Origin of the sequence: Micromonospora sp. NPDC002296 (genome assembly GCF_040296145.1) — a bacterium.
Lineage (GTDB): Bacteria > Actinomycetota > Actinomycetes > Mycobacteriales > Micromonosporaceae > Micromonospora.
Map to the genome: position 1 here is coordinate 82,991 of NZ_JBEOWQ010000008.1, position 25,949 is coordinate 108,939.

General features: G+C 73.3%; 21 protein-coding genes. 6 read left to right on the top strand and 15 right to left on the bottom strand.

The window, feature by feature from the left end:
• Nucleotides 1-11: 11 nt before the first annotated feature.
• Nucleotides 12-1,349 carry a glutamate-1-semialdehyde 2,1-aminomutase gene (hemL, locus tag ABT023_RS09485; RefSeq protein ID WP_350883489.1) on the bottom strand — a complete coding sequence of 446 codons (1,338 nt, stop codon included), beginning with the start codon at nt 1,347-1,349 and terminating at the stop codon, nt 12-14.
• A 142-nt stretch (nt 1,350-1,491) separates the two neighbouring features.
• On the opposite strand from hemL, the gene ABT023_RS09490 reads away from it, so the two are divergent.
• A complete protein-coding gene (locus ABT023_RS09490; protein WP_350883491.1) occupies nt 1,492-1,827 on the top strand; it encodes an STAS domain-containing protein in 336 nt (111 codons plus the stop codon).
• 24 nt (nt 1,828-1,851) lie between these two features.
• On the opposite strand, the gene ABT023_RS09495 is transcribed toward ABT023_RS09490, so the two are convergent.
• Both ABT023_RS09495 and ABT023_RS09500 read right to left on the bottom strand, forming a co-directional pair.
• Nucleotides 1,852-3,435 carry an ABC transporter permease gene (locus ABT023_RS09495; protein ID WP_350883493.1) on the bottom strand — a complete coding sequence of 528 codons (1,584 nt, stop codon included), beginning with the start codon at nt 3,433-3,435 and terminating at the stop codon, nt 1,852-1,854.
• The gene (locus ABT023_RS09500; RefSeq protein ID WP_350883495.1) at nt 3,432-4,349 is read right to left on the bottom strand and encodes an ABC transporter ATP-binding protein; all 918 of its coding nucleotides are present in this window, start codon (nt 4,347-4,349) and stop codon (nt 3,432-3,434) included. The genes ABT023_RS09495 and ABT023_RS09500 overlap by 4 nt, the downstream gene beginning before the upstream one ends.
• A 90-nt stretch (nt 4,350-4,439) precedes the next feature.
• On the opposite strand from ABT023_RS09500, the gene ABT023_RS09505 reads away from it, so the two are divergent.
• Complete coding sequence (locus tag ABT023_RS09505) at nt 4,440-4,949, top strand: GbsR/MarR family transcriptional regulator (protein WP_350883497.1); 510 nt, start codon at nt 4,440-4,442, stop codon at nt 4,947-4,949.
• 1 nt (nt 4,950) lies between these two features.
• Here ABT023_RS09505 and ABT023_RS09510 read toward each other — a convergent pair whose 3' ends face one another.
• Together ABT023_RS09510 and ABT023_RS09515 are read right to left on the bottom strand one after the other, a co-directional pair.
• Nucleotides 4,951-5,505, bottom strand: a complete 555-nt coding sequence (locus ABT023_RS09510; protein WP_350883499.1) for a response regulator — start codon at nt 5,503-5,505, stop codon at nt 4,951-4,953.
• Nucleotides 5,502-9,872: a HAMP domain-containing protein gene (locus ABT023_RS09515; protein ID WP_502890626.1), complete on the bottom strand. Its 4,371-nt coding sequence runs from the start codon at nt 9,870-9,872 to the stop codon at nt 5,502-5,504. The genes ABT023_RS09510 and ABT023_RS09515 overlap by 4 nt, the downstream gene beginning before the upstream one ends.
• 264 nt (nt 9,873-10,136) lie before the next feature.
• On the opposite strand from ABT023_RS09515, the gene ABT023_RS09520 reads away from it, so the two are divergent.
• Complete coding sequence (locus tag ABT023_RS09520; protein WP_350883502.1) at nt 10,137-12,227, top strand: SpoIIE family protein phosphatase; 2,091 nt, start codon at nt 10,137-10,139, stop codon at nt 12,225-12,227.
• Between the two features lie 342 nt (nt 12,228-12,569).
• On the opposite strand, the gene ABT023_RS09525 is transcribed toward ABT023_RS09520, so the two are convergent.
• A complete protein-coding gene (locus ABT023_RS09525) occupies nt 12,570-13,928 on the bottom strand; it encodes an FAD-binding oxidoreductase (protein ID WP_350883504.1) in 1,359 nt (452 codons plus the stop codon).
• A gap of 201 nt (nt 13,929-14,129) precedes the next feature.
• Here ABT023_RS09525 and ABT023_RS09530 point away from each other — a divergent pair, with 201 nt between their 5' ends.
• Complete coding sequence (locus ABT023_RS09530; RefSeq protein ID WP_350883506.1) at nt 14,130-16,223, top strand: S9 family peptidase; 2,094 nt, start codon at nt 14,130-14,132, stop codon at nt 16,221-16,223.
• Between the two features lie 57 nt (nt 16,224-16,280).
• On the opposite strand, the gene ABT023_RS09535 is transcribed toward ABT023_RS09530, so the two are convergent.
• Together ABT023_RS09535 and ABT023_RS09540 are read right to left on the bottom strand one after the other, a co-directional pair.
• Nucleotides 16,281-17,228 carry a threonine ammonia-lyase gene (locus tag ABT023_RS09535; RefSeq protein WP_350883508.1) on the bottom strand — a complete coding sequence of 316 codons (948 nt, stop codon included), beginning with the start codon at nt 17,226-17,228 and terminating at the stop codon, nt 16,281-16,283.
• Between the two features lie 119 nt (nt 17,229-17,347).
• The gene (locus ABT023_RS09540) at nt 17,348-17,914 is read right to left on the bottom strand and encodes a TIGR03086 family metal-binding protein (RefSeq protein WP_350883510.1); all 567 of its coding nucleotides are present in this window, start codon (nt 17,912-17,914) and stop codon (nt 17,348-17,350) included.
• Nucleotides 17,915-17,945: 31 nt separating this feature from the next.
• On the opposite strand from ABT023_RS09540, the gene ABT023_RS09545 reads away from it, so the two are divergent.
• Nucleotides 17,946-18,767 (top strand): DUF6597 domain-containing transcriptional factor, encoded by an 822-nt coding sequence (locus ABT023_RS09545; RefSeq protein WP_350883512.1) that lies wholly within the window; start codon nt 17,946-17,948, stop codon nt 18,765-18,767.
• Here ABT023_RS09545 and ABT023_RS09550 read toward each other — a convergent pair.
• From ABT023_RS09550 to ABT023_RS09580, 7 genes are all read right to left on the bottom strand, one after another.
• Nucleotides 18,764-19,708, bottom strand: coding sequence for an acyltransferase domain-containing protein (locus ABT023_RS09550; RefSeq protein ID WP_350883513.1), 945 nt, complete (start codon nt 19,706-19,708; stop codon nt 18,764-18,766). The two genes, ABT023_RS09545 and ABT023_RS09550, sit on opposite strands and share 4 nt — an antisense overlap.
• A gap of 135 nt (nt 19,709-19,843) precedes the next feature.
• Nucleotides 19,844-21,385: a SpoIIE family protein phosphatase gene (locus ABT023_RS09555; RefSeq protein WP_350883515.1), complete on the bottom strand. Its 1,542-nt coding sequence runs from the start codon at nt 21,383-21,385 to the stop codon at nt 19,844-19,846.
• A 2-nt stretch (nt 21,386-21,387) separates the two neighbouring features.
• On the bottom strand, nt 21,388-22,710 hold the full coding sequence (locus ABT023_RS09560; RefSeq protein ID WP_350883678.1) for a sensor histidine kinase: 1,323 nt from the start codon (nt 22,708-22,710) through the stop codon (nt 21,388-21,390).
• Nucleotides 22,711-22,730: 20 nt separating this feature from the next.
• A complete protein-coding gene (locus ABT023_RS09565) occupies nt 22,731-23,747 on the bottom strand; it encodes a SpoIIE family protein phosphatase (RefSeq protein ID WP_350883680.1) in 1,017 nt (338 codons plus the stop codon).
• Nucleotides 23,744-24,163, bottom strand: coding sequence for an ATP-binding protein (locus tag ABT023_RS09570; protein ID WP_350883517.1), 420 nt, complete (start codon nt 24,161-24,163; stop codon nt 23,744-23,746). Before ABT023_RS09570 ends, ABT023_RS09565 begins: the two co-directional genes overlap by 4 nt.
• Nucleotides 24,160-24,573 (bottom strand): STAS domain-containing protein, encoded by a 414-nt coding sequence (locus ABT023_RS09575; protein WP_350883519.1) that lies wholly within the window; start codon nt 24,571-24,573, stop codon nt 24,160-24,162. Before ABT023_RS09575 ends, ABT023_RS09570 begins: the two co-directional genes overlap by 4 nt.
• Nucleotides 24,573-25,433, bottom strand: coding sequence for an STAS domain-containing protein (locus ABT023_RS09580; RefSeq protein WP_350883521.1), 861 nt, complete (start codon nt 25,431-25,433; stop codon nt 24,573-24,575). The genes ABT023_RS09575 and ABT023_RS09580 overlap by 1 nt, the downstream gene beginning before the upstream one ends.
• 159 nt (nt 25,434-25,592) lie before the next feature.
• Here ABT023_RS09580 and ABT023_RS09585 point away from each other — a divergent pair, with 159 nt between their 5' ends.
• Nucleotides 25,593-25,949 (top strand): STAS domain-containing protein, encoded by a 357-nt coding sequence (locus ABT023_RS09585; RefSeq protein WP_350883523.1) that lies wholly within the window; start codon nt 25,593-25,595, stop codon nt 25,947-25,949.

The following is a 25,949-nucleotide window of genomic DNA, read 5'->3' on the forward strand; positions in this document are numbered from 1 at the left end:
CGCGCTCACCACTACCCCCCGTTGCCCGCCGCTGCCGCCGCGTTCGCCGCCGCGGGCAGGGCCGCGGCGATCTGCTCACACGCGGCGTCGTCGATCGCCGCCGAGACGAACCATGCCTCGAACGCGCTCGGCGGCAGGTAGACCCCGTCGGCGAGCATCGAGTGGAAGAACGCCTTGAACGCCGGGACCTGCTGGGTCCGGGCGCTGTCGTAGTCGATCACGTCGGCGTCGGTGAAGAAGATCGAGAACATGCTGCCCGCGTACGACAGCCGGTGCGGGACCCCGGCGGCGGTCAACGCGTCGGCGGCGAGCTTGCCCACCACGGCGGCCGTCTCGTCGAGCCTGCGGTAGACGGCGTCGTCGGCCAGCCGCAGCGTGGCCAGGCCGGCGGCGCAGGCGAGCGGGTTACCGGAGAGGGTGCCGGCCTGGTAGACCGGGCCGGCCGGGGCGAGTCGCGCCATGATCTCCGCGCGCCCGCCGAAGGCCGCGGCCGGCAGGCCACCGCCCATGACCTTCCCGTACGTCCACAGGTCGGCGTCGGAGGGGTCGAGGCCGTGCCACCCGGAGCGGGAGACCCGGAAACCGGTCATCACCTCGTCGACGACCAGCAGCGCGCCGTGCGCGTGGGCGATCCGGGCGAGCTGGGAGTTGAACCCGTCGCGGGGGGCGATCACGCCCATGTTGCCGGCCGCTGCCTCGGTGATCACCGCGGCGATGTGCGGCCCCTCGGCGGCGAACGCCGCCTCGACGGCGGCGACGTCGTTGTACGGCAGCACGATGGTGTCGCCGGCCGCCGCGCCGGTCACGCCGGGCGAGTCGGGCAGGCCGAGGGTGGCCACGCCGGAGCCGGCGGCGGCGAGCAGGGCGTCGACGTGCCCGTGGTAGCAGCCGGCGAACTTGATGATCTTCGAGCGGCCGGTGAAGCCCCGGGCCAGCCGGATCGCCGACATGGTGGCCTCGGTGCCCGAGTTGACCAGCCGGACCTGCTCGACCGGGGTGCGGTCGACGATCTCGGCGGCCAGCTCGACCTCGCCGGGGGTCGGCGCGCCGAAGCTGGTGCCCCGGGCGGCGGCGGCCTGGACGGCCTCGACCACCTCCGGGTGGGCGTGCCCGAGGAGCAGCGGCCCCCACGAGCAGACCAGGTCGACGTAGCGCCGGCCGTCCGCGTCGTGGAGCCAGGGACCCTCCCCCCGGACCATGAAGCGCGGGGTGCCGCCGACGGCACGGAACGCGCGCACGGGGGAGTTCACCCCGCCCGGCACGATGGCGCGGGCGCGGGCGAACAGGGCCTCGGAGGCCGGCGCGTCGGCCGGGTAACGGCCGGATCCGGCGGAAAAGGTATCGGTCACGATGCCGCCATTGTGTCAGCGCCGGACGGCGAATCGGCAGCCACCCCTGGTCGGGGTTACCGGGCTCACGCGGAGCGGCTGGCCGGGCGGGCTGCGAGCGCCTCGGCGGGCCGGAGGACCCGGTTCGCGCTAGGCTGATCGGGTGGATCGTGCCGAACTGTCCATCACGCTACACCGGACGGGCGATGAAGTGGTGCTTCGCCTCGCCGGTGAGATCGACATGCTCACGGCCGCCCAACTCTCGACCGTCGTCAACGAGGTGCTCGCCGATCCGCCCCCGCGGATCGTCCTCGATCTGGGCGGGGTCACCTTCTGCGACTCCCAGGGTCTGGGCACCCTGGTCGTGCTCAGCCGCAAGACCAGCCACGCGCAGAGCCTGCTCATCCTGACCGGCGTCGGCGACTTCCTGCTCCGGGTCCTGGACATCACCGGACTCCGCTCGGCCCTGATGATCCGCAACGGCGCCCCCACCGACTGACCGCTCCGCCCGCCCCGGCGCCGCCTAGCCGGACAGGTCGCGGCGGCGGAAGGTGAGCAGGCCCGCCGTGGCCAACGCGGCTGCCGTGCCGGCCAGGGCCAGCAGCGGCGTGGCGGGAACCGAACCGCCCAGGACCTGCGGGGTGTGGGTGAACGGGGACAGGTCCAGCAGCCATTGGCTCAGCTCCAGCACCGCGCCGAGCTGGCCGAGGAGCAGGCAGCCGGCGAGCGCCGCCCAGGCCGCGCCGACGCTGATCCGGGGCAGCAGGCCGAACAACAGCACCGCCAGGCCGACCAGCACCCAGACCGCCGGCACGTGGGCCAGCGCCGCCCCGGCCAGCCGGGGCACCTTGCCGGTCACGTCGGAGCTGCTGAGGCCGTAGGCGAGCCCGGTGACCGCGCCGGTCACCGCCAGCATCACCGCCGGGCCGAGCAGGGCGAAGGCCAGGTGGCCGAGCAGCCAGCGGGACCGGCTCGTCCCGGTGGCGAGCACCGGCTCGGCGCGCTGGCCGGTCTCCTCCGTCCGCATCCGCAGCACGGCCTGGATGCCGTAACCGGCGGCGGCGAGCGCGACGATGCTCAGGGTCGTCCCGAGGTACGCCTCGGCGATCGACGTCGAGCCGCCGAGCCGCTCCATCAGCCGGGCGACGGTCTCGTTGCCGTCCACCGCGTCCCCGGCCGCCTCGGCCGCGCCGCCGAGCACCGCGCCGAGGGCCGCCGCGCCGACCGTCCAGCCGAGCAGCGCGACCCGGTTCAGCCGCCAGGCCAGCCCCCACGGGCCGGCGAGGGCGGGGCCCGCGGCGGCCGGGCCGAGCCGCGGCGGCAGCACGCCCGCGCCGAGGTCACGCCGCGCCGAGAGCCGGAACGCCACCGCGCCGACCAGCGCGGCCAGCCCGGCGAGCAGCGCCAGCGGCCACCAGCGCTCGCCGGCGTACGGGTGGGTGCGCTGGGCCCAGCCCAGCGGGGAGAGCCAGCTCAGCCACTCGGTTCCGCCCGCGTCCCCGGCGAGCCGGACCAGGTACGCCGCCCCGAGGGCCGCGACGCCCAGCCCCCGGGCGCCGCCCGCGCTCTCGGTGAGCTGCGCGGCGAGGGCGCCCACGGTGGCGAAGACCGCCCCGGCGAGGGTGAACGAGAGCCCGAACACCAGGGAGCCGGCGGCCGGCAGGCCGGCGGCGACCAGCCCGCCGGCCACGAGCAGCCCGAGCAGCAGGTCCGCCGCGTACGTGACGAGCAGCGCGGCGGCCAGCCCGGCGTACCGGCCGAGGACGGTCGCGCCGAGCAGCTCCCGCCGGCCCGCCTCCTCCTCGGTACGGGTGTGCCGGATGACGACGAGCAGGCTGATCAGGCCGACGATCAGGTGCAGCAGCCCGGACCGCTGGGCCGCGAGCGCGCCGACGCTGTCGCCGTACGCCGGGCCGAGCAGGGCCTCGATCGACGGGTTGCCGGCGGTGCCGGCCGCGTACTCGGCGCGCTGGGCGGCGGTCGGGTAGAGCCCGGCGTACGTTTCGGCGTAGCTGGCCGGCAGCACCGCGATCAGCAGCACCCAGATCGGCAGCAGCACCCGGTCCCGGCGCAGGATCAGCCGGACCAGGTGCCGGGTGCCGGTCACCGGGCCACCCCGGCGGGTGCGCCGGCGGCCCCGGCCGCCCCGTAGTGCCGCAGGAACAGTTCCTCAAGCGTGGGCGGCCGGCTGACCAGGCTCCGTACGCCGATCTCGGTGAGCCGGCGCAGCGCGGCGTCGAGGGCCGGGGTGTCCACGTCGAAGCGGACCCGGTCGCCGTCCACCCGCAGGTCGTGCACGCCGGCCAGCTCGGCCAGCCCGTGCGGCGGCCCGGCCAGCTCGGCGTCGACGGCCGTGCGCTGGAGGTGACGCAGCTCGGCCAGGGTGCCGGTCTCCACGGCGCGGCCGTTGCGGATGATCGTCACCCGGTCGCAGAGCGCCTCGACCTCGCCGAGGATGTGGCTGGAGAGCAGGACGGTGCGGCCGTCGGCGCGGGCCCGGTCCACCCAGTGCTGGAAGACCTCCTCCATCAGCGGGTCGAGGCCGGAGGTCGGCTCGTCGAGGATCAGCAGCTCCGCGTCGGAGGCGAGGGCGGCGACCAGTCCGACCTTCTGCCGGTTGCCCTTCGAGTACGCCCGGCCCTTCTTCCGCGGGTCCAGCTCGAACGCGGCGAGCAGCTCGTCGCGGCGGGCGCGGTCGATCCCGCCGCGCATCCGGCCGAGCAGGTCGATCACCTCGCCCCCGGTGAGGTTGGGCCAGAGGGTCACGTCGCCCGGCACGTACGCCAGGCGGCGGTGCAGGGCGACGGCGTCCCGCCACGGGTCGCCGCCGAGCAGGCGGGCGGCCCCCGCGTCCGCCCGCAGCAGGCCGAGCAGCACCCGGATGGCGGTGGACTTGCCGGCGCCGTTGGGCCCCAGGAAGCCGTGCACCTCACCGGCACGGACGGTCAGGTCCAGCCCGTCGAGCGCCCGGGTCCGGCCGAAGGTCTTCACCAGGCCGGACACCGCTATCGGAGTTTCCATGCTTCAGAAGCTACAGTCGTTTCACAAAGTTGTGAAGCCCGTGGAGGCTGGGGCACGATCAGATACCCGACCTACGCCGAGGAGAGCCGGATGACCGCCGCCGACCCGCCCAGCCGCAACGACGAGGCGGTCCACCTCTTCGTCGAGCGGATGGCGATGGCCTTCGCGGAGGTGGGCTTCCCCCGGATGGCCGCCCGGGTGCTGTTCACGGTGATGAGCGCGGACGAGACGCTGACCGCCGCCGAGATCGGCGAGCGGCTCGACGTCAGCGCGGCGGCGGTCTCCGGCGCGGTCCGCTACCTGACCCAGTTCGGGATGCTGGTCCGCGAACCGGTGAAGGGATCCCGCCGGGACCGCTACGGGCTCCCGGACAACCCCTGGTACGAGGGGACGATCACGAAGACCGGCCTCTACAAGAACTTCATCGACATCGCGGACGGCGGGGTCGACGCCCTCGTCGGCCGGAGCACCCCGGCCGGCGAGCGGGTCGCCGAGATGCGCGACTTCTTCGTCTTCATTCAGGAGGAGATCGACTCGCTCGGCGAGCGCTGGCGAGCCCGCCGCGCCGCCACGGGCCACGGCGGGTCGTCACCCGGCTAGGTCAGCGGGTGTTGCCCCAGCGGGCCTGTTCCAGCAGGTCGACGGCCCGGGTCCGGGCCTGCGGGCCGTCCGCCCGGAGCAGTGCGGTGGCCTCGTCGACGGCGTCGGTGAGCGTGCGCCACTGCGTCTCGCGCTCCCGGACCAGGTCCGACTGGGCGGCGAGCTGCCGGGTCTTGACCCACAGCTCGACGAAGACCGACACCTTGGCCCGCAGCACCCACGGGTCGAAAGGCTTGGTCAGGTAGTCGACCGCGCCGACCGCGTACCCGCGCAGGGCGAGCTGGGCGTCCTTGTCGGCCGCGGTGAGAAAGATGATCGGCACGTGCCGGGTGCGTTCCCGCCGCTTGATGTGGCTGGCGGTCTCGAAACCGTCCATGTCGGGCATCTGCGCGTCCAGCAGGATCACCGCGAAGTCGTCCACCAACAACTGCTTGAGCGCCGCCTCGCCGCTCTCCACAGCGACCGACTGCACCGGCAGCCCCTGGAGAATCGCCTCCAGGGCCATCAGATTCTCCCGCCGGTCGTCGACCAACAGCGCCTTGGCCGTCTGGGTCACGCTCTCTCCTCGCCTCGGCTGCCGCCCACCCAGGACGCCATCAGCTCGATCAGGTCGTCCAGGTCAACAGGTTTGGTGATGTAGTCGCTGCCGCCCGCCGCGAGCGCGGACTCGCGGTCGCCCGGCATCGCCTTCGCGGTCAGGAAGACGATAGGCAGGTCGGCGAAGCGGTGGTTACGGCGGATCTGCCGAGTGGTCTCGTAGCCGTCCTGGTCGGGCATCATCGCGTCCATCAGCACGATGTCCACCTCCGGATGCTCGGCCAGCCGGCGGACGCCGTCCGCCCCGTTGTCCGAGTACAACACGGTCATACCGTGCAACTCCAATGCGCTGGTCAGCGCGAAGACGTTCCGCACGTCGTCGTCGATGATCAACACAGTCACGCCCTCCAGCCGGCGGGTGGCCGGCGTCTCGGCCACCCCCGACAGCTCCGGCGGGGGCATCAGCAGCGACGCGGGCAGGCCCGCGCGGGCCGGCGACGGTGGCGCCGGCGCGACCACCGCGTCCGGGGCCAGCACGTCCGGTACGTACAAGGTGAAGGTGGAGCCCTCCCCGGGCACCGAGGCCACGACGATCGAGCCGCCGAGCAGGCGAGCCAAATCCCGGCTGATCGACAGCCCCAGCCCGGTGCCGCCGTACCGCCGGCTGGTCGTGCCGTCCGCCTGCTGGAACGCCTCGAAGATCAGCGACAGCTTGTCGTCCGAGATGCCGATCCCGGTGTCGATCACCGTGAAGGCGATCACCTGTCGGGCGTTGGTCAGCGCCGGCACGTCGAAGACGACGTTCTCGGACGCCGGGGCGATCAGCAGCGTCACCGTGCCGTTGTCGGTGAACTTCACCGCGTTGGAGAGCAGGTTGCGCAGGATCTGCTGCAACCGCCCGGTGTCGGTGACCAGCGCCGGGGGCAGATCCTCGGCCACCCGGACCTGGAAGTCGAGGCCCTTGTCCTCGGCCTGCGGGGTGAACGCCTGCTCCACGAACCCGCGGAGCTCGGCGAAACGGACCTCGGTCGGCTCGACGTCCATCCGGCCCGCCTCGATCTTGGACAGGTCGAGGATGTCGTCGATCAGCCGCAGCAGGTCCGAGCCGGAGCCGTGGATGGTCCGGGCGAACTCGATCTGCTTCGGAGTGAGGTTCTGCTCCGAGTTCTCCACCAGCAGCCGGGCCAGCAGCAGCAGCGAGTTCAGCGGCGTACGCAGCTCGTGGCTCATGTTGGCCAGGAACTCCGACTTGTACGCCGAGGCCCGGGTGAGCTGCTGGGCCTTGTCCTCCAGGCCGAGGCGGGCCAGTTCGATCTCCCGGTTCTGGGTCTCGATGTTCGCCTTCTGCTCGGACAGCAGCTGGGCCTTGTCCTCCAACTCGGCGTTGGTGCGCTGCAACTCGGCCGACTGCTCCTGGAGCTCGTGGGCCAGCCGCTGCGACTGGGCCAGCAGCTCCTCCGTGCGCCGGTTGGCCTGGATCGTGTTGACCGCGACACCGATGGTCAGTACCAGCCGCTCCAGGAACGACAGGTGCAGTTCGGAGAAGGCGGCCACGCTGGCGAACTCGATCACGCCGAGCAGCTCGCCCTCGAACAGCACGGGCAGCACCACCAGATCGGCCGGCGGGGTGTCCGCCAACCCCGAGCGCAGGGTGAGCCGGCCGTCCGGGGAGGCACTCACCCGGATGGTCCGGCGGGACAGCGCGGCCTGTCCGACCAGTCCCTCGCCGGGGCCGAACGTGACGTCGTGCCCCCGGGCCACGTAGCCGTACGAGGCGGTCAGCCGCAGCCGCATGCTGCCGTCGAAGGTGTCCACCAGGAAGAACGCGCCGAGCTGCGCGTCGACCAGCGGGGTCACCTCCATCATGATCATCCGGCAGACCTCGCCGAGGTCCCGCTGCCCCTGGAGCAGGCCGCCGATGCGGGCCAGGTTGGAGTCCAGCCAGCCCTGCTCGGCGTTCTTCTTCGTCGTCTCCCGGAGGGTGACGATCATCTGGTTGATGTTGTCCTTCAGCTCGGCGACCTCGCCCTGGGCCTCGACCGCGATCCGCTGGGTCAGGTCGCCCCGGGTCACCGAGGTCGACACCTGGGCGATGGCCCGGAGCTGGGTGGTGAGCGTGGAGGCGAGCTGGTTGACGTTCTCGGTGAGGTCCCGCCAGGTGCCGGAGACGCCCTTCACCTGCGCCTGGCCGCCCAGCTTGCCCTCGATGCCGACCTCGCGGCCCACCCGGGTCACCTCGTCGGCGAACGAGGACAACTGGTCCACCATCGTGTTGACCGTGTTCTTCAGCTCCAGGATCTCGCCCTGCGCGTCCACGGTGATCTTCTGGCCCAGGTCGCCCTTCGCGACGGCCGTGGTCACCGACGCGATGTTCCGCACCTGCGACGTCAGGTTCGACGCCATCGAGTTCACGTTGTCCGTCAGGTCCCGCCACGTGCCCGACACGCCCTTCACCTGCGCCTGACCGCCCAGCTTGCCCTCCGTGCCCACCTCGCGGGCCACCCGGGTCACCTCGTCCGCGAACGACGACAACTGATCCACCATCGTGTTCACCGTCGACTTCAGCTCCAGGATCTCGCCCCGGGCGTCCACGGTGATCTTCTGCGACAGGTCACCCTTCGCCACCGCCGTGGACACCTGGGCGATGTTGCGGACCTGGGCGGTCAGGTTCGACGCCATCGAGTTCACGTTGTCGGTCAGGTCCCGCCAGGTGCCGGCGACGCCACGCACCTGCGCCTGACCGCCCAGCTTGCCCTCCGTGCCCACCTCACGGGCCACCCGGGTCACCTCGTCCGCGAACGACGACAACTGATCCACCATCGTGTTCACCGTCGACTTCAGCTCCAGGATCTCGCCCCGGGCGTCCACGGTGATCTTCTGCGACAGGTCACCCTTCGCGACGGCCGTGGTCACCGACGCGATGTTCCGCACCTGCGACGTCAGGTTCGACGCCATCGAGTTCACGTTGTCCGTCAGGTCCCGCCACGTGCCCGACACGCCCTTGACCTGCGCCTGACCGCCCAGCTTGCCCTCCGTGCCCACCTCACGGGCCACCCGGGTCACCTCGTCCGCGAACGACGACAACTGATCCACCATCGTGTTGACCGTGTTCTTCAGCTCCAGGATCTCGCCCTGCGCGTCCACGGTGATCTTCTGGCTCAGGTCGCCCTTGGCGACGGCCGTGGAGACCTGGGAGATGTTGCGGACCTGGCTGGTCAGGTTGCCGGCGAGCTGGTTGACGTTCTCGGTGAGGTCCCGCCAGGTGCCGGAGACCCCACGCACCTGGGCCTGGCCGCCGAGCTTGCCCTCGATGCCGACCTCGCGGGCCACCCGGGTCACCTCGTCGGCGAACGACGACAACTGGTCCACCATCGTGTTGACGGTGTCCTTCAGCTCCAGGATCTCGCCCTGCGCGGCGACGGTGATCTTCTGCGACAGGTCGCCCCGGGCGACGGCCGTGGACACCTGGGCGATGTTGCGCACCTGGGCCGTCAGGTTCGACGCCATCGAGTTGACGCTGTCGGTGAGGTCCTTCCAGGTGCCCGCGACGTTCGGCACCTCCGCCTGGCCGCCGAGCTTGCCCTCGGTTCCCACCTCCCGGGCCACCCGGGTCACCTGCTCGGCGAAGAGTCGCAGCGTGTCGGTGAGGTAGTTCATCGTGTCGGCCAGCTCGGCGACCTCGCCACGCGCCCCGACCGTGATCTTCTGCGACAGGTCGCCCTTGGCCACCGCCGTCGCCACCTGCGAGATCGACCGCACCTGGCCGGTCAGGTTCGACGCCATGGTGTTCACCGAGTCGGTGAGGTCCTTCCAGGTGCCGGCCACCCCGCGCACGTCGGCCTGGCCGCCGAGCTTGCCCTCGGTGCCCACCTCGCGGGCCACCCGGGTCACCTCGTTGGAGAAGGACGAGAGCTGGTCGACCATCGTGTTGACCGTCCGGCCGATCCGCAGGTACTCGCCGCGCAGCGGCCGGCCGTCGATCTCCAGCGCCATGTGCTGGGAGAGGTCGCCGTCGGCCACGGCCACGATCACCCGGGCGATCTCGGTGGTCGGGCGGCCGAGGTCGTCGATCAGCGAGTTGACCGCGCGCTGCCCCTCCGCCCAGGAGCCCTCCAGCCCCTCCTCGTCGAGACGCTCGGTGAGCCGGCCGTCCCGGCCGACGATCCGGCTGATCCGGCGCAGGTCCAGGTGTTGCCGCTCCTGGAGGGCCACCACGTCGTTGAACGCGTCCGCCACCTCGCCGGCCGCGCCCGCCCGCCGGGGCAGGCGGACCTTCAGGTCACCGCCGCGCACCCGGCGCAGCGCCTCCACCAGCTCGCTGAGCAGGGCGGCCTGGTCCGGCGCGGACGCGTCCGCGGCTACCGAGTGTTTCGCCGTGGTCATCATTCCTCGCTCAGTTCGGGACCGCCGGGGCCTGCCGGCACACCGGCCATCCCATCATTGTGCCCGGCCGAGCGTCGATGCCGCGCCGCGCCGCCCGCCGGGCCGCCCTCGCGTCGAAGCAGCTCACGGCTCGGGGGAACGCGGCCGGCCGGGACGACGGCCGCCGGAGCCCGCGCCGCCCGGGCGGTCCCCCGGGCGGGGTACGCCCCTCGTGGCGGCATCCGGGTCGGCTTGGCTTACGGCCGGGCGGCGGTGGAGGATACGAAGGTGTCAGCGGAGGCGGGACCGACGACCTCAGGCGGTCCGGACGAGCGCGTCCGCCGGGTACGGCTGCCCGCCGACCGGCGGACGCCGGCCGCCGCGCGCGCCCTGGTCCGCTCCGTGCTGGCCGCCGCGAGCCTCGACGACCTGCTCAACGAGGCCCTGCTGTTGACCACCGAGCTGACCACGAACGCCGTCGAGCACGCCCGCACGGAACTGGACATCGAGGTCGTCGCCGACGACGTCGGGCTGACCGTCACCGTCTCCGACTTCGCCGCCAGAACGGTCGACGAGCTGACCGTGGGCGTCCGCAACGACAGCTCCGAGATCAACGAGGTCTCCGAGCGGGGCCGCGGGTTGCTGCTGGTCGACCACTTCGCCAGCCGGTGGGGCACCACGTACCTGCCCACGGGCAAGGGGGTGTGGTTCCGGCTCGACCGGCGCGACGCAGCCGGGCGGCCGGTCGCCCCCGGCCCGCCGCCCGCTGGCGGGTGGGGCCTGGCGACCATCCGCTCCGTCGACGGACCGGCCACCGAGCACCCTGGGCCGAGCGCCGGGGCGATGAGCGAGCTGATGCAGACCGCTCCCGACCAGAACGCCGAGGATCCGCTGCCCGAGTTCACCACCGACCTGCTCACCCGGCTGGCCGAGATGGTCGGCGCGGCCGGCGGCGTGGTACGGCTGGACCGGGGTGACGGGCAGGGCACGCAGGTGCTGGCCCGCTACGGCCGCGCCCCGCGGGCCGGCAACGAGCTGCTCGGGGTGCCACTTGCGGTGCACCGGCCGTACGCCGGGGAGCTGGAACTGGACGCCGCCCCCTCGACGTACGCCCGGCCGCTGGCGGTGCTGACCGCCGAGCGGCTCTCGCTGCACCTGGAGAACGACCGGCTGCGCCGGGCCAACGTCCGCCGGCAGGCCTGGCTGACGTTCCTGGCCGAGGCGAGCGAGCTGCTGGCCCAGTCCCTGGACGTCGAGCTGACCATGGCACTGATCCCGCAGCTCGTGGTCCCCCGCCTCGGCCAGTGGTGCGCGGTGCACACCGCCGACGAGTGGGGGCAGCTGCGACTCGCGGCGGCCACCCACGCCGACGAGTCGGTGCTGCCGCAGCTGCACAAGGTGCTCCGGGAGACGGGGACGGACTCGGTGCAGGCCCGGCTGCGCGAGGCGTCCCGGACCGGGTCGCAGGTGCCACTGGGCGGGCCGATGGAGGGCTTCGCCGTCCCGCTGGTGGCGCGCGGCCAGCGGCTGGGCACCCTGGCGGTCGGCCGGCACCAGCGCCACCGGCACGACCCGGACGAGGTCGCCGTGCTGGAGGACGTGGCTCGGCGGGCCGCGCTGGCCATCGAGAACGCCCGCATCCACGCCGAACGGCGCAGGGTGGCGCAGACCCTCCAACAGTCGCTGTTGCCGCCGGCCCTGCCGGTCGTCGAGGGCATCGGCTTCGCCGCCGAGTACGTGCCGACCGGGGACGACGCGGAGGTCGGCGGCGACTTCTACGACGTGCTCCCGCTGCCCGACAGGCGCTGGCTGGTGGTGGTCGGCGACGTGTCCGGCAAGGGGGTCGAGGCGGCTGCGGTCACCGGGCTGGTCCGGGACGTCATCCGGGTGCTGGTCGGCGACGGCAAGCCGCTGCCGGAGGTCCTGGGCCGGCTCAACGAGACGCTGGTCGAGCGGGGCGGCGGGCGCTACTGCACGCTGGCGCTGGCGGCGGTCGGGCCGGGCGACGGCGACCGGCTGGACGTGGCCCTGCACCTGGCCGGACACGACCGGCCGGTGCTGCTGAGGGCCGGCGACGGGGCCGACTTCGTCGGGGCCACCGGCACCGCGCTCGGCCTGCTCGACGCGATCAGCTCGCCGACGGCGCAGGTCACGCTCGCCCCCGGCGACTCGCTGATCTTCTACACCGACGGGGTGACCGAGCGCAGGCGGGGCCGGGAACTGTTCGGCACCGATCGGCTGCGGGAGTCCGCCGCCCCACTGGCCGGGTACTCGGCCGACGTGGTGGCCGCCCGGCTGCGCTCGACCGCCATCGGGTTCTCGGTCGAGGCCCCCCGCGACGACATCGCCATCCTGGTGCTGCGCAACGACCGGCTCTGAGCCCCGAGCGGAGCGCCCGGCAGGGAGAACCACGGACCCGGCTACCCCAGGGTCATTGCGTTGTCGCGGGTGTGGTCCCCGGTTGGCCCGGGGAGCGTGGCCGGGGCGGGCTGTGGGCGAGGCGGTCGATGCTGTGGGGCGGCTCCTACGGAGCTGAGTCGTCCACGTCATCACCGCCGGTCGGGCCCGGGCGCTGTTGCTGGCGGGGATCGTCAGCGCGGCTGCCCTACCCGTGCTACGTCTCCTCCCCGCCGTCGGCGACATGCACCGGTGGTGGCTGGACTGAGCGCCTCCGCATGACCGGAACGGCTGCCATGTCCCCTGGCGCGGAGGATGCAGCCGTCACAGGCCGCCGGGGAGGCGGCCGGGGGCCAGGCGCTGGTGCGGGTCGAGGTATTCCTTCGCCGCCCGCAGCCGGGGCAGTGAGGCCAGCTCGCCCCAGAGGTCGACCGCCTGGCGCACCGGTGGCGGCGCCGCCACCACGACGCACCGGCCACGCCGGGCGAGCAGCACCCGCCGCACCCCGGTGACGATCGACGCCACCCGCTCGGCGGGCAGGGAACCGGGCAGGGCCGCGTGCACCACGCCCTGCCCGGCGGAGCCTCGGATCGGGACCGGGCCGCCGGCCGCGTCGCGCAGCGCGTAGACGGCCGCGTGGAGGTCGGTGGTCGGCACCTCTATGCGCAACGCCGTCTCGCCGGGGCCGAACGGATAGCTCCGCCACCACGTCGGCGCCGAGTGGCCGGCGGTTGCCCCGTCGCCCAGCAGGGCGAGCAGGCCCTCCACCCGTTCGGAGACATCGGCGGGGCCGCCCTCCAGCAGCACCGCCAGGGTGCCCACCCCGGCCGGCGGCGCCGCCCGGCGGAACATCGAGGGGTGCCGGGCACGGGCAGCCGCCGCCGGTTCGTCGGGATGCGGCGCCGGGCGCACCCGGTTCGCCCGGGCCGGCAGGTCCAGCTCGACGGCCGCCGGGTCGAGCCGGGCGGCGAGCACCGCCCGGACCAGATCGGGCAGCTCCAACGGGCTCCCCACCGGGTGGGTGACCCAGACCTGACCGGCCGGCACCGGCTGCACCCGCAGGGTGGCCGAGACCAGCACCCCGAGGCCGCCCTGCGAGCCGCAGAGCAGCCGGGCCAGCTCCAGGCCGGGCGTGCCGCCGCCCGCGCTCGTCAGCTCGCCGTCGGCCGCCAGGTAGCGCACCCCGACCAGTTGGTCGCAGGGGCCGCCGTGGCGATGCCGCAGCGGGCCGGACTCGTCGGCGGCCAGCACCCCGCCGACCGTCGCACCGGGCGACGGCGCGTCGAGGGCGAGGCGCTGCGCGGTGCGTTCCAGGACCGCCTGGGCCGCGCGCAGCGGGGTGCCCGCGCCGATCTCGGCCACCCGGACACCCGTCGGCTGGTGGCCGATGCCGGCCAGCCGACCGGTGTCGAGCATGATGTCGACCTGCTCCGGGGCGGCACCCCAGTCGATCTTCGTGCCGGCGCCCCGGGGCACCACCGTCAGGTCGTGGGCGGCGGCCAGCCGGAGCACCTCGGCCGCGGCGGACGGATCGCCGGGCACGGCCACCCACCGGGCCGGCCGCCCGGCGACCTCGTCGGCCGCCCCGGCGAAGCGGGCGAAGGAGGGACCGCAGATATCGGTGAGTCGACGAGTGATGCCCATTGCCCCGGACCGGTCGGTCGACCGCGCTGCTGTCGCCATGCCGGTTATCGTACAGGTGTTCGAACGATTCGGCGGGGTGCCGCGCGCGGCGTCGGGCGACACGCCGGCATCGCCGCAGCCCGCAGCGGTGCCGGCGGCCGGTCGGTCCGCCCGGTCAGCCGGCGGCCCGGGGTCGACGCCAGGGCGCCGGGCCGCCTCAGCGCCCCGACGGCAACCCGGCCGGCCGGTAACCTGACCGGCGTGAACACCGAGATCCCGCCCGTCGCCAAGCAGGTTCCCACCGAGCGCATCCACCACGGCGACACGGTCGTCGACGAGTACGCCTGGCTGGCCGCCAAGGACGACCCGGAGATGATCGCCCACCTGAGGGCGGAGAACGCGTACACCGAGGCGCGCACCGCGCACCTGGAGGAGTTGCGCGGAACGCTGTTCGAGGAGACCCGGCGCCGCACCCAGGAGACCGACCTGTCGGTGCCGACCCGCAAGGGCGGCCACTGGTACTACACCCGCACGGTCGAGGGCCAGCAGTACGGCGTGCACTGCCGCCGGGCCGTCCACCCCGGCGAGACCGAGCCGCCGGTGAGCGCCGACGGCGCCCCGCTCGACGGCGAGGAGGTGCTGCTCGACGGCAACCTGCTGGCCGAGGGGCACGACTTCTTCTCGCTCGGCGCGTTCGACGTCAGCCCCGACGGCCGGTGGCTGGCGTACTCGACGGACTTCTCCGGCGACGAGCGGTTCACCCTGCGGGTGAAGGACCTCAGCACCGGCGAGGTGCTGCCCGACGAGGTGCCCGACACCTCCTACGGCGCCGCCTGGTCGGCGGACGCCTCGGTGCTGTTCTACGTCACGGTGGACGACGCCTGGCGGCCCAACCGGGTCTGGCGGCACCTGATCGGCACCCGGGCCGCCGAGGACGTCGTGGTCCACCAGGAGGACGACGAGCGCTTCTGGGTCGGCGTCGAGCTGACCCGGTCGGAGAAGTTCATCCTGATCGACAGCCACAGCAAGATCACCAGTGAGGTGCGGGTCATCCCGGCCGGCAACCCCACCGGCGAGCCGGCCCTCGTCACCCCCCGCCGGCAGGGCGTCGAGTACAGCGTCGAGCACCACGGGCACCGCTTCCTGATCCTGCACAACCACGACGCCGAGGACTTCGCGCTGGCGTTCACCTCGGCGGACGCGCCGGGCGACTGGGTGCCGCTGATCCCGCACACCCCCGGCACCCGGCTGGAGGCGGTCGACGCCTTCGCCGACCACCTGGTCGTCTCGCTGCGCAGCAACGGGCTGACCGGGCTGCGGGTGCTGCCGGTCGGCGGCGGCGACGGCCACGACATCGACTTCCCGGAGCCGATCTACAGCGTCGGGCTGGACAGCAACCCGGAGTACCGCACCCGGCAGGTCCGGCTGCGCTACGCCTCGCTGGTCAGCCCCGACTCCGTGTACGACTACGACCTGGTCACCCGGGAGCTGACGCTGCGCCGGCGCAAGCCGGTCCGGCCCGGTCCGGACGGCCGGGAGTACGACCCCGCCGACTACGAGCAGCACCGGGACTGGGCGCTCGCCGACGACGGCACCCGGGTGCCGATCTCGCTGGTCTGCCGGGCCGGCACCCCGCGCGACGGCTCCGCCCCCTGCGTGATCTACGGGTACGGCTCGTACGAGGCGAGCATGGACCCGTGGTTCTCCATCGCCCGGCTCTCCCTGCTGGACCGGGGCGTCATCTTCGCGGTCGCCCACATCCGGGGTGGCGGCGAACTGGGCCGCCGCTGGTACGACGAGGGCAAGATGCTGGCCAAGAAGAACACCTTCACCGACTTCGTCGCCTGCGCCCGGCACCTGGCCGGCTCGGGCTGGACGTCGCCGGACCGGCTGGTGGCCCGGGGCGCCTCGGCCGGCGGCCTGCTGATGGGCGCCGTGGCCAACCTGGCCCCGGACGCGTTCACCGGCATCGTCGCGCAGGTGCCGTTCGTGGACGCGCTCACCTCGATCCTCGACCCGTCGCTGCCGTTGACCGTCACCGAGTGGGAGGAGTGGGGCAACCCCCTCGACGACCCGGAGGTGTACGCATACATGAAGTCGTACACCCCGTACGAGAACGTGGCCGCGGTGGACTACCCGGCCGTCCTCGCGGTGACCAGCCTCAACGACACCCGGGTGCTGTACCACGAGCCGGCGAAGTGGATCGCCCGGCTGCGGGCGGTCGCCCCCCGGGGCGACTACCTGCTCAAGACCGAGATGGGGGCCGGCCACGGCGGCCCCAGCGGCCGGTACGACTCCTGGCGCGAGGAGGCGTTCATCAACGCCTGGGTCCTCGACCGGCTGAAGGTGGCGTAGGGGAAAGCCCTCCCCACCGGCCTCCGTCCACCCGGCGGAGGCCGGTGGGGCGCGTCGTCAGGGGACGGTGACCAGGTCGGCGAGCAGGGCCGGGTCGACGTTGCCGCCGGTCACCACCGCGACGGTACGGCCCGCCGGCAGCTCGCCGGAGCGGAACAGCCGGGCGGCCGTCGCCACCGCCCCGCTCGGCTCGACCACCAGCCGGGCCCCGTTGATCAGCCGGCCCGCCGCCGCCCGGATCTCCTCCTCGGTCACGGTGACGATGCCGTCGAGGCGGTCCCGCAGGTGGGCCAGGGTCAGCTCGGACAGGTTGGTGCGCAGCCCGTCCGCGCAGGTGCGGTAGGTCAGCTCGACGTCCCAGGGCACCACCCGGCCGGCGGCGAGGGACTCCCGGGCGTCGGCGGCGAGCTCCGGCTCGACGCCGATCACGGCGGTCGACGGGCGCAGCGCCCGCAGCGCCGTGGCGACCCCGGAGGCGAGGCCGCCCCCGCCGACCGGCACCAGCACCACGTCCACGTCGGGCAGGTCGTCGACGATCTCCGTGCCGACGGTGCCCTGACCGGCGATGATCCGCCGGTCGTCGAAGGGTGGCACCAGCACCGCCCCGGACTCGGCGACGATCCGTTGTGCCACGGCCAGCCGCTGCGCGGGCGGGACGAGCAGCACCGTCGCCCCGAACGCCCGCATCCGGGCGATCTTCACCTCCGGGGCGCCCTCCGGCACCACCACCGTGCACGGCACGCCGGCCGCCCGCGCCGCGTACGCGAGGGCCTGTCCGTGGTTGCCGGACGAGTGGGTGACCACGCCCCGGCCCCGCCCGGCCTCGTCGAGGCGGGCGACCGCGTGGGTTGCGCCGCGCAGCTTGAACGAGCCGACCGGTTGCAGGCTCTCGGGCTTCAGCCACAGCCCGTCGTCCCACGGGGCGCGCAGCAGCGGCGTGCGGAGGACGGTCGGGGCGAGGTCGGCGGCGGCGGCCCGGATGTCGTCGAGCGTCACGAGGTCCATCCCGCCATCCTGCCGCCGCCGCCAGGATCGCGCTCATTCCCGGAAAGAGTGGCATCCCCCGTCGCTGAGGCCACTGATTCTCTGAATTTGCGCGATCGCGAGGACAGGCGCAGCCGAGGTCAGCGCGGGGACCAGGCGGGGTGGCGGCCCATCCGGGCCAGGGCGAGGTCGAGCGGGGCGGCGTCCGGCGGGGCGGCGACCGGGGCGGCGAAGGCCCCCATCCGCTGACCCGTCTCCCCCATCCGATCCATGAACGCGTGCAGGACGGCGGTCGCGTCCGGCGCGGCGTCGAACGGCTGGCCGGTGGCCCGGGCCAGGTCCCAGGCGTGCACGGTGAGGTCGATCAGCCCCATCTCCCCGACGGTCTCCGGGGGCAGCCCCATCCCGGGCGAGACGCCCTCCAGCGCGGCCGGGTCCGCCCACGCCTCGATCAACCGCTCGGTCTCGGCGGCGAACCGGTCCTGCCAGCCGTCGGTCAGGTAGTCGGTCTTGTCCCAGTTCGCCGGTCGCTTGGCGGCCAACTCCTGGAAGTTGACCACCACCTGGTACAGGTGGTTCATCAGGTCCCGGACGGAGTAGTCCGCGCACGGGGTCGGCAGGTCGAGCTGGTCGTCACGGATCGCCCGGGCCACCGCGACGGCGCGCGGCGCGGCTTCCGACAGCAGTTCACTAGTCTTCGTGGCCATAGGAGCAGCGTACGAGGGTGGTCTTGAAGAAATGCGACACCAGCCGCGCGGCGACAGCCGCGGCATCCTCGACCCGCGCCGGCTGCTGCGCGACGTCCGCTTCCGCCGCCGGCTGCCCGCCGCCGCACTGCGCCCGTACGTCGAGCACTACTGGCTGATCGACTGGGAGCTGGCGGAGCCGTTCGAGCAGCGGGTGCTCCCGCACCCGGCGGTCAACCTGGTGTTCCAGCGCGACGGCGACGGTCGGGAGACCGCCGAGGTGGCCGGCGTCGGGCGGGAACTGTTCCGGATCAGCCTGACCGGCACCGGCCGGGTCAGCGGGGTGCAGTTCCGCCCGGGTGGGTTCCGGCCGTTCTGGCGGCGGCCGGTCGCCGGGCTGACCGGCGAGCGCCGCCCGCTCGCCGCCGGCCTCGTCGCGGGCCGGTGGCCCTGCGCCGGTACGGACGACGAGCGCTGCGCTGCCCTGGACGACCTGCTGACCGGCTGGAACCCGCGCCCCGACCCGTCGACGGCGGAGGCGATGACGCTGGCCGAGGAGATTCGCGTCGACCGGGGCATGCTGCGGGTCGACGACCTGGCCCGGCGGCACGGGACCAGCACCCGGCGGCTGCAACGGCTCTTCCTCGACCAGGTGGGCGTCGGCCCGAAGTGGGTGATCCGTCGGTACCGGGTCCAGGAGGCGATCGAGCAGGCCGCCGGTGGGCCGGTGGCCTGGGCGGCCCTCGCCGCCGACCTCGGCTACGCCGACCAGGCCCACCTGGTCCGCGAGTTCACCGCCGCCACCGGGATCTCCCCGACCGTGTACGCCCGGTCGCTCAGCCGGCCGGCGTCCGCCACCGGGCAGGGTGGCTAGATCGGGAAGCGGCCGCGGCGGACGTGCCAGTGGCGGCCGGCCTTCAGGTGATCGACGATCGCGCGCTGGAGCACGGTGCGGCGCGGCAGTTGGTCGAGCGGCGTGGTCAGGGTGCGGAACACGAACCGCAGCACCTCGACGTCGGCGTCCGACCCTTCCGACTCCTCGTAGGGCTCCAGCTCGAACCTGCGCTGGAACCGGGCGATGTTGGAGTCCTCGGGCAGGTACTCCAGCAGCTGCGGGTCGAGCAGCCACGAGCCGCAGGAGAACGCCGTGCAACGCTCGTCGGGGAAGTGGCGCGGGAAGAAGGCGCGGGCCTCGTCGAGCGACGCCGCGACCGCCTCCGGGGTCATCGGCCCCGACTCGGGGATGTGCAGGTCGATGGCGGTGCCGCCGCGTTGGTGCTGCAGCCGGCCCAGCTCGTAGATGCCGCCGCGCGCGTGCAGCGTCAGCCAGTTCTGCATGACCGACCAGCCCTCGCGGTGCATCCGCCGGTCGATCGCGAGGTTGCGGCCCAGGTCCGCGAGGGTCGCCCACGACACGACGTCGGCGATGCCGTGGTCGCGGTGGTACCCGGTGACGACGTCGACCAGGGCCAGGTACGCGTACACGTAGAGATGCCGCCAGGCGGGGCCCCGTTCGCGCGGGAGCGCCGGACCTGGCGACAGCCAGCCGTGGCCCCCGAGATCGGCGCGGACCAGGGCGATCGAGCGGTCGAGCAGCCAGCGCAGCTCCGGGGTCCACAGCGCAGACCCGGGGTCGGGCCAGCCCGCCATGATCTCGGCGGCGTCGTCCGGCCGTACCGCGAGCCGGTCGAGGATCGTGGGCGCGTCGGCCTTGGCCGGCAGCGGAGCCGACGGCAGGTCGCCGGCGAGGCGGTGCACGCGGTCGACGTCCTCGACGGGTACTCCGAGCCGGGCGGCGGTGTCGTCCAGATCCACGCGGACGACCATACCGGCCGGTCGGCGTCCTCCACGGCCCGTACCGCTCGGGGCAGATCCCGCCACGGCGGCCGATCCTCCGACGGCCGGGGGATCCGCCGCCGCATGGACGGTGGCCCTGGGTGGCTCGCTCGCCTACCGGCGGCGGCGGAGGGCGACCACGGCGACGTCGTCGTTGATCTCGGTGGGGGCCAGCTCGACCAGCAGCCGCCGGCAGAACGCGTCCAGGTCGGCGTCCACCACCTCGGCGCAACTGGCCAGGGCGGCCAGCCCCTCGTCGATGGTGGTGTCCCGCCGCTCGATCAGCCCGTCGGTGTAGAGCACCAGCGTCGCCCCGGCCGGCAGCACGAACTCAAGGTCTTCGGGGCGGGCCGCGCGGACGCCGAGCAGCGGGGCCGAGTGCTGGACGTACTCCACCGTGCCGTCCTGGCTGATCAGCGCCGGCAGGTGACCAGCGCTGGCCAGCCGGACGTGGCCGGAGTTCGGCTCCAGCAGCAGCAGGCAGATGGTGGCCAACTCGTCGCGCAGCAGCGTCAGCATCAGCTCGTTGACCCGGTGCAGGATCGCGCCCGGCTGGTGCCCCTCGACGGCGTACGCGCGGACCGCGTGCCGCAGCTCCGCCATCACCGTCGCGGCGTGCAGGGAGTGCCCGGCGACGTCGCCGATCGCCATCAGCAGGTGGCCGTCCAGCATCACCAGTTCGTAGAAGTCGCCGCCCACCTCGGTCTGCGCGCTGGCCGGCTCGTACCGGACGGCGAGGTCGAGCCCGGCGATCTCCGGGATCCGGCGGGGCAGCAGGCTGCGTTGCAGGGTGACCGCGATGCGGTGCTCCTCGTCGAAGGAGCGCTGCGCCTCCACGGCCGCCGCGACGGCCTGGGCGACCTGCACCAGCACCGGCGTCCCGGCGGTCTGGGTGTGCGTCGGCACCACCACGTAGAGCGGCGCCCGGTCCTCGCGCAGCTTCGCCGCGGCCACGGTCACCCGGTCTCCGTCGGGCCAGTCGACCAGCCCCCAGTTGCCGGGCTCGTCGACCCACACCGTGGAGCCGGTCGGCACCCCGGAGTCGTCGACGACCCACGGCACGATCCGGGGTTCGTCCCCCGGGCCGGCGCAGACCCCGGCGATGCAGTCACCGTCGAAGGTCTCCGCCACCACCGCCGCCGGGCCCTTGAAGATCCGGGCGGCACCGGCCGCCGCCGCCGTCAGCAGCCGGGGGAAGTTCGGCGCGGCGTGCACCGCCACGGTCGTCTCGGCCAGCCCGGTGAGCCGCTCGGCGAGCAGCTCGGCGCGCTGCCGGGCCCGGTAGTAGCGCAGCACCGCGTGGGTGGTGGCGACCAGCTCCTCCGGCTCGATCGGCTCGGCCAGGTAGGCGTCCGCGCCCCGGGTCAGGCCCTGGGCCCGGTCCGCCACGTCGATGGCGTGCGCCGAAACGTGGATCACCGGCATCGCCGGCTGGGCCTTCTTGATCCGTTCGCAGACCTCGAACCCGGTCAGGTCGGGCAGCCGGACGTCGAGCACGACCAGGTCGATCTGGTCCACCCCGATCCGGGCCAGCGCCTCGCCGCCGGTCTCCGCCTCCAGCGTCGTGAAGCCGGCCCGGCTGAGCCAGCTCACCAGCAGGTACCGCTTCGTGCGGCTGTCGTCGACCACCAGCACGGTCGCCGGACCGGCCGCCACAGTCACCCTCCGCCGATCGGCAGGGTGACCGTGAAGGTGCTGCCCCGGCCCGGCTCGCTGGCCAGTTCCAGGGTGCCGCCGAGCAGGCGCACCACCCGCCGGGCGTACGGCAGGCCGAGGCCGGTGCCGCCGATCCGGGTGCTCCCCGGCACCTGGTAGAACTCCTCGAAGATCCGATCGTGCTGCTCCGGGGCGATGCCCGCGCCGGTGTCGGCGACCGACAGCCACCACCGCTCGTCGCGAATCTCCGCCCGCAGCCGGACCTCGCCCCGCTCGGTGAACTTCAGCCCGTTGTGCAGCAGGTTGCGCAGCACCTGGGCGAGCAGCACCTCGTCGGAGCGGAGCGTCCCCGGCGGGGGCGGGTCCTCCACCACCAGCTCGACATCCGTCTTGGACAGCGCGCGCAGGGTGCCGCGCAACTGGCCGAAGACCGCCCGCAGGTCCACCTCGGCCCAGTTCGGCTCCAGCCGCCCGGACTCGGCCTTGGCCAGGTCGAGCAGCTCGTTGACCAGGCCAAGCAGGTCGGTGGCCGAGGAGCGGATCAACCCGACCTGCTGGACCTGTTCCTCGGTCAGCGGGTCGGACGCGGAGTCGGCCAGCAGCCGGCTCAGCCCGATGACCGCGGTCACCGGGGCGCGCAGCTCGTGGCTGACGTTGGCCAGGAACCGGCTCTTCGACTCGCTGGCCGAACGGAGCTGGACGGACTTCTCGTCCAGCTCGGCGTAGAGCGCGACCACGCCCCGGTTGGTCTCCTCCAGCTCCTCGGTGAGCTGGTTGTACAGGGCCATCACGCCATGGTTGGTCTCCTGGAGTTCCTCGTTGAGCACGGCCAGCTCGTCGCGCTGGCTGCGCACCTCGTCCAGGGCGGCGATGAGCTGCTCGTTCTGCGAGGCGAGCTCGTCCAGGGCGCTGCCGGGAGCGCTGCTGCCGAGCTCGGCACGCAGCTCGGCAACTCGCTCCGGGGTCAGCGCCTGTGCGCTTGCGGGGACACGTCGGGACATCCTCACGACCGTATCGCCCTCCCTGTCCACCACGCCCAACATGTCCACCAGTCGCGCCACCGCGCCGGAGTGCGGCTCGTACCGGCCATTCGGCAGCGGGCGCACCGGGGCCAGGTCCACCCGCAGCCGCAGTGGGCCCTGCCCGTCGAGGTCGACGGCGAAGGTGACGTCCGCACCGCCGGCGGCGTGCAGCAGGTCCCGGGCCACCTCACTGAGGGCGGTGGCGAGCCGGATCTGGTCCTGGTGCTCCAGGCCGACCGCCGCGGCCACCTCCCGGCCGCGCTGCCGGACCACGAAGATGTCGTGCTCGACCCGCAGCGCCATCTGGAGCAGCGGCAACCCGGTCACCACGCCGCCCTGGCGACCAGGACGCAGGCGTCGTCCCGGCGCAGCCCCGCGTCGCGCAGCAGCGTCGCGGCCATCACGAGCGGACTGCTGCCGAGCAGCCCGGGATAGTCGTCGAGCTGCCAGCGGTCCACCACCCCGTCGCTGTGCATCACCAGCGACGCTCCGGCCGGGAAGGGATAGTCGTACTCACGGACGACGGGTCGCTGGTGGCCGGCGATCCCGGGCAGGGAGACCAGCCCTCGCCGCCGTTCACCCTCGGCCACCACGGAGGCGGAGATGTTTCCCAGCCCGGCGAACCGCAGCAGCCCGGCGTCCGCGTCCAGCTCGGCGACGGCCAGCGCCGCGCCACGGGTGTGCGACATCGACCGGTGCAGGTGCTGTACCACCGCCGCCGGCGGCCCGGCCGGGGCGGCCCGGAACGCGGCCAGCGCCGTGTCGGTGGCCGCCGCCGCCAGCGGCCCGTGGCCGAGACCGTCGCAGGTCAGTACCTGGTGCCGCCCTTCGGCGATCCGGACGGCGTACCCGTCGCCGCTGACCGACTCGCCGGTGATCGGCCGGGTGAGCGCGTCGACCCAGGACAGCTCCGGGATGGGCCCCCGCGGCCAGACCTGCACGGCCAGGACGGTGCCTCTGCCGGGCCGGGAGTAGCCGTCGAACCAGTCGGTCTGACGTGTGATGGCGCCGAGACCGATGCCGAGGGTCCCGGCGGTGGAGTGCCCGTCCCGGGAGGACACGGTCAGGTCGGCCATGCCCGGCCCGGAGTCGATGGCGACCAGTTCGACGCCGGCCTGCCCGCCCCGGCGCACCGGGCGCACCAGCAGCACCCCGTCCTCGGCGTGCTTGACCAGGTTGCTGGTCAGCTCGGCAGCGACGATCGCCAGGTCGGCCGTGCGGGCCTCACCGATCTCGAGCTGCCGGCCCAACCGCTCGGCGGCCCGCCGCACCGCGCTGGCCGCGCTGCCGCTCTCCACCCGGAACCACAGGCCGTGGTCGGACAGGTCCTCGGCGATCATCGGGACCACTTGGTGACCGTGATCCGGGTCCCCTGACCCGGCCCGGTGACGATGTCGAACTCGTCGACCAGCCGGCGGGCGCCGCTCAGGCCGAGGCCGAGGCCCCCTCCGGTGGTGTAGCCGTCGGTGAGGGCGAGGCCCAGGTCGACGATGCCGGGGCCGTCGTCGGCGAAGACGATTCGTATGCCGCGCCGCAGGCCGTTGTCCACCGTGGTCACCTCGGCCTCGCCGCCCCCGCCGTAGACCAGGGTGTTGCGCGCCAGCTCGCTGGCCGCGGTGACCAGCTTCGTCTGGTCGACCAGGGAGAGCCGGGCCGCCACCGCCACCGTCCGTACCAGTTGGCGGACCCGCACCACGTCCTCGTCGCTCTGGATCGCCTGCGCCTGCGGGTGGCCCAGGTCGATACCGGCGGTCATGTCGTGGCCGTCGTCTCGTCGTCCGTCTCGTCCTCGACGGCGAAGTCGTAGTCGTCGTGCCCGGCCGCCGCGATCAGCTCCATGCCGCGCTCGACGTTCAGGGCGGTACGGATGCCGTTGAGCGACAGACCCAGCTCGACCAGGGTGATGGCGACGGCGGGACGCATCCCGACCACCACCGTCTCGGCGTCGAGCACCTTGGAGATCGAGGCGATGGCGGACAGCATCCGGCCGACGAACGAGTCGACGATGTCCAGCGCCGTGATATCGATGATCACGCCGTGGCAGCCGGTGGCGACGATCCGCTCGGCCAGGTCCTCCTGGAGCTGGACGGCGGTCTGGTCGGACATGTCGACCTGGATCGACACGAGCAGGATGTCGCCGATCTTCAGGACCGGAACCCGCTCCATCAGAACTCCCGTCGCGGATGCCGGCGGGCGTTCGCCACCCCGCTCAGCCGCAGCACGTGCCGCAGCGCGTCGGCCAGGCTGGCCTTGGTGGCGATGTCGCCGAACTCGATGCCGAGCGCGACGATGGTCTGGGCGATCTGCGGGCGGATGCCGGAGATGATGCAGTCGGCACCCATCAGGCGGGCGGCCACCACCGTCTTGAGGATGTGCTGGGCGACCTGGGTGTCCACCGCCGGCACGCCGGTGATGTCGATGATCGCGTACGGCGAGCTGGTGTCGATCAGGGTCTGGAGCAGCCGCTCCATCACCACCTGGGCCCGGGCCGAGTCGAGCGTGCCGACCAGCGGCACGGCCACCACGCCCTCCCAGATCTTGACGACCGGGGTGGAGAGTTCGAGGAGCTGCTCGGCCTGGTCCGCGATCAGGCCCTCCCGGGTGCGGACGAAGCTCTCGAAGGTGAACAGCCCCATCTGGTCGACCAGCGAGGAGAAGGCCACGTAGTCGCGCAGGGTGGCGGCGCCCTCGCCGGCCTCCATCAGCTCCAGCAGGACGTCCTTGAGGGCGTACACGCTGACCGCCGTCTCGGTGGCGGTGAACCCCTGCCGGGCCCGGCCCCTGGACAGCTCGGCGAGCACGGCGCGCAGCTCACCGGCCGACTCGGACTCAAGATCGAACGCGCCGCCCTGCCCCGCTTCCACGATGGCACGGTGCAGTTCCTGTACCTGTCGGCGCAGCTCGGCCTGACTGAGTCGGCCGCGCAGCGACGCGGTGGCGATCTCCGTCCAGCGCTGTGTGACCCGCTCAGCATGCTCACTCAGCAGACCGGTCAGCCGACCGCTTTCATCCGCGTTCAATGCCACGGCATCCTCCCTCTGACCTGGACCGGCCGGACTCTACCACCGGGTACCCAGCAACTAATTGTCACAAGGCAAAGAAATGATCGTGGACACGGCTGCCGCTTCCGCTCAGCGGCGAACCCCGAACGTGGGATACCGTTCCCCCGATCACAGGAGGTCCGAATGTCCTTGACGGTACACACGGAACAGCGCGGCGACGTCGTCGTCGTGTCAGTCGCGGGCGAACTGGACATGGCGACGGCACCGCAGCTCCAGGACCAGATCACGGATCTGCTCGACAAGGGCCGCAGCCGCCTCGTCTTCGACCTGGCCGACGTCTCGTTCTGCGACTCGACCGGGCTGTCCGTGTTCGTGCGCGCCAAGAACGGCTGCGACGAGGCCGGCGGCGTGGTCCGGCTGGCCGCCCCGCAGCGCGGCGTGCTGCGCATCCTGGAGGTCAGCGGGCTGGTCGAGGTGCTGCACACCTACCCGACGGTCGAGCAGGCCGTCGCGGGCGACCCCACGCCGGCCTCCTCCTGA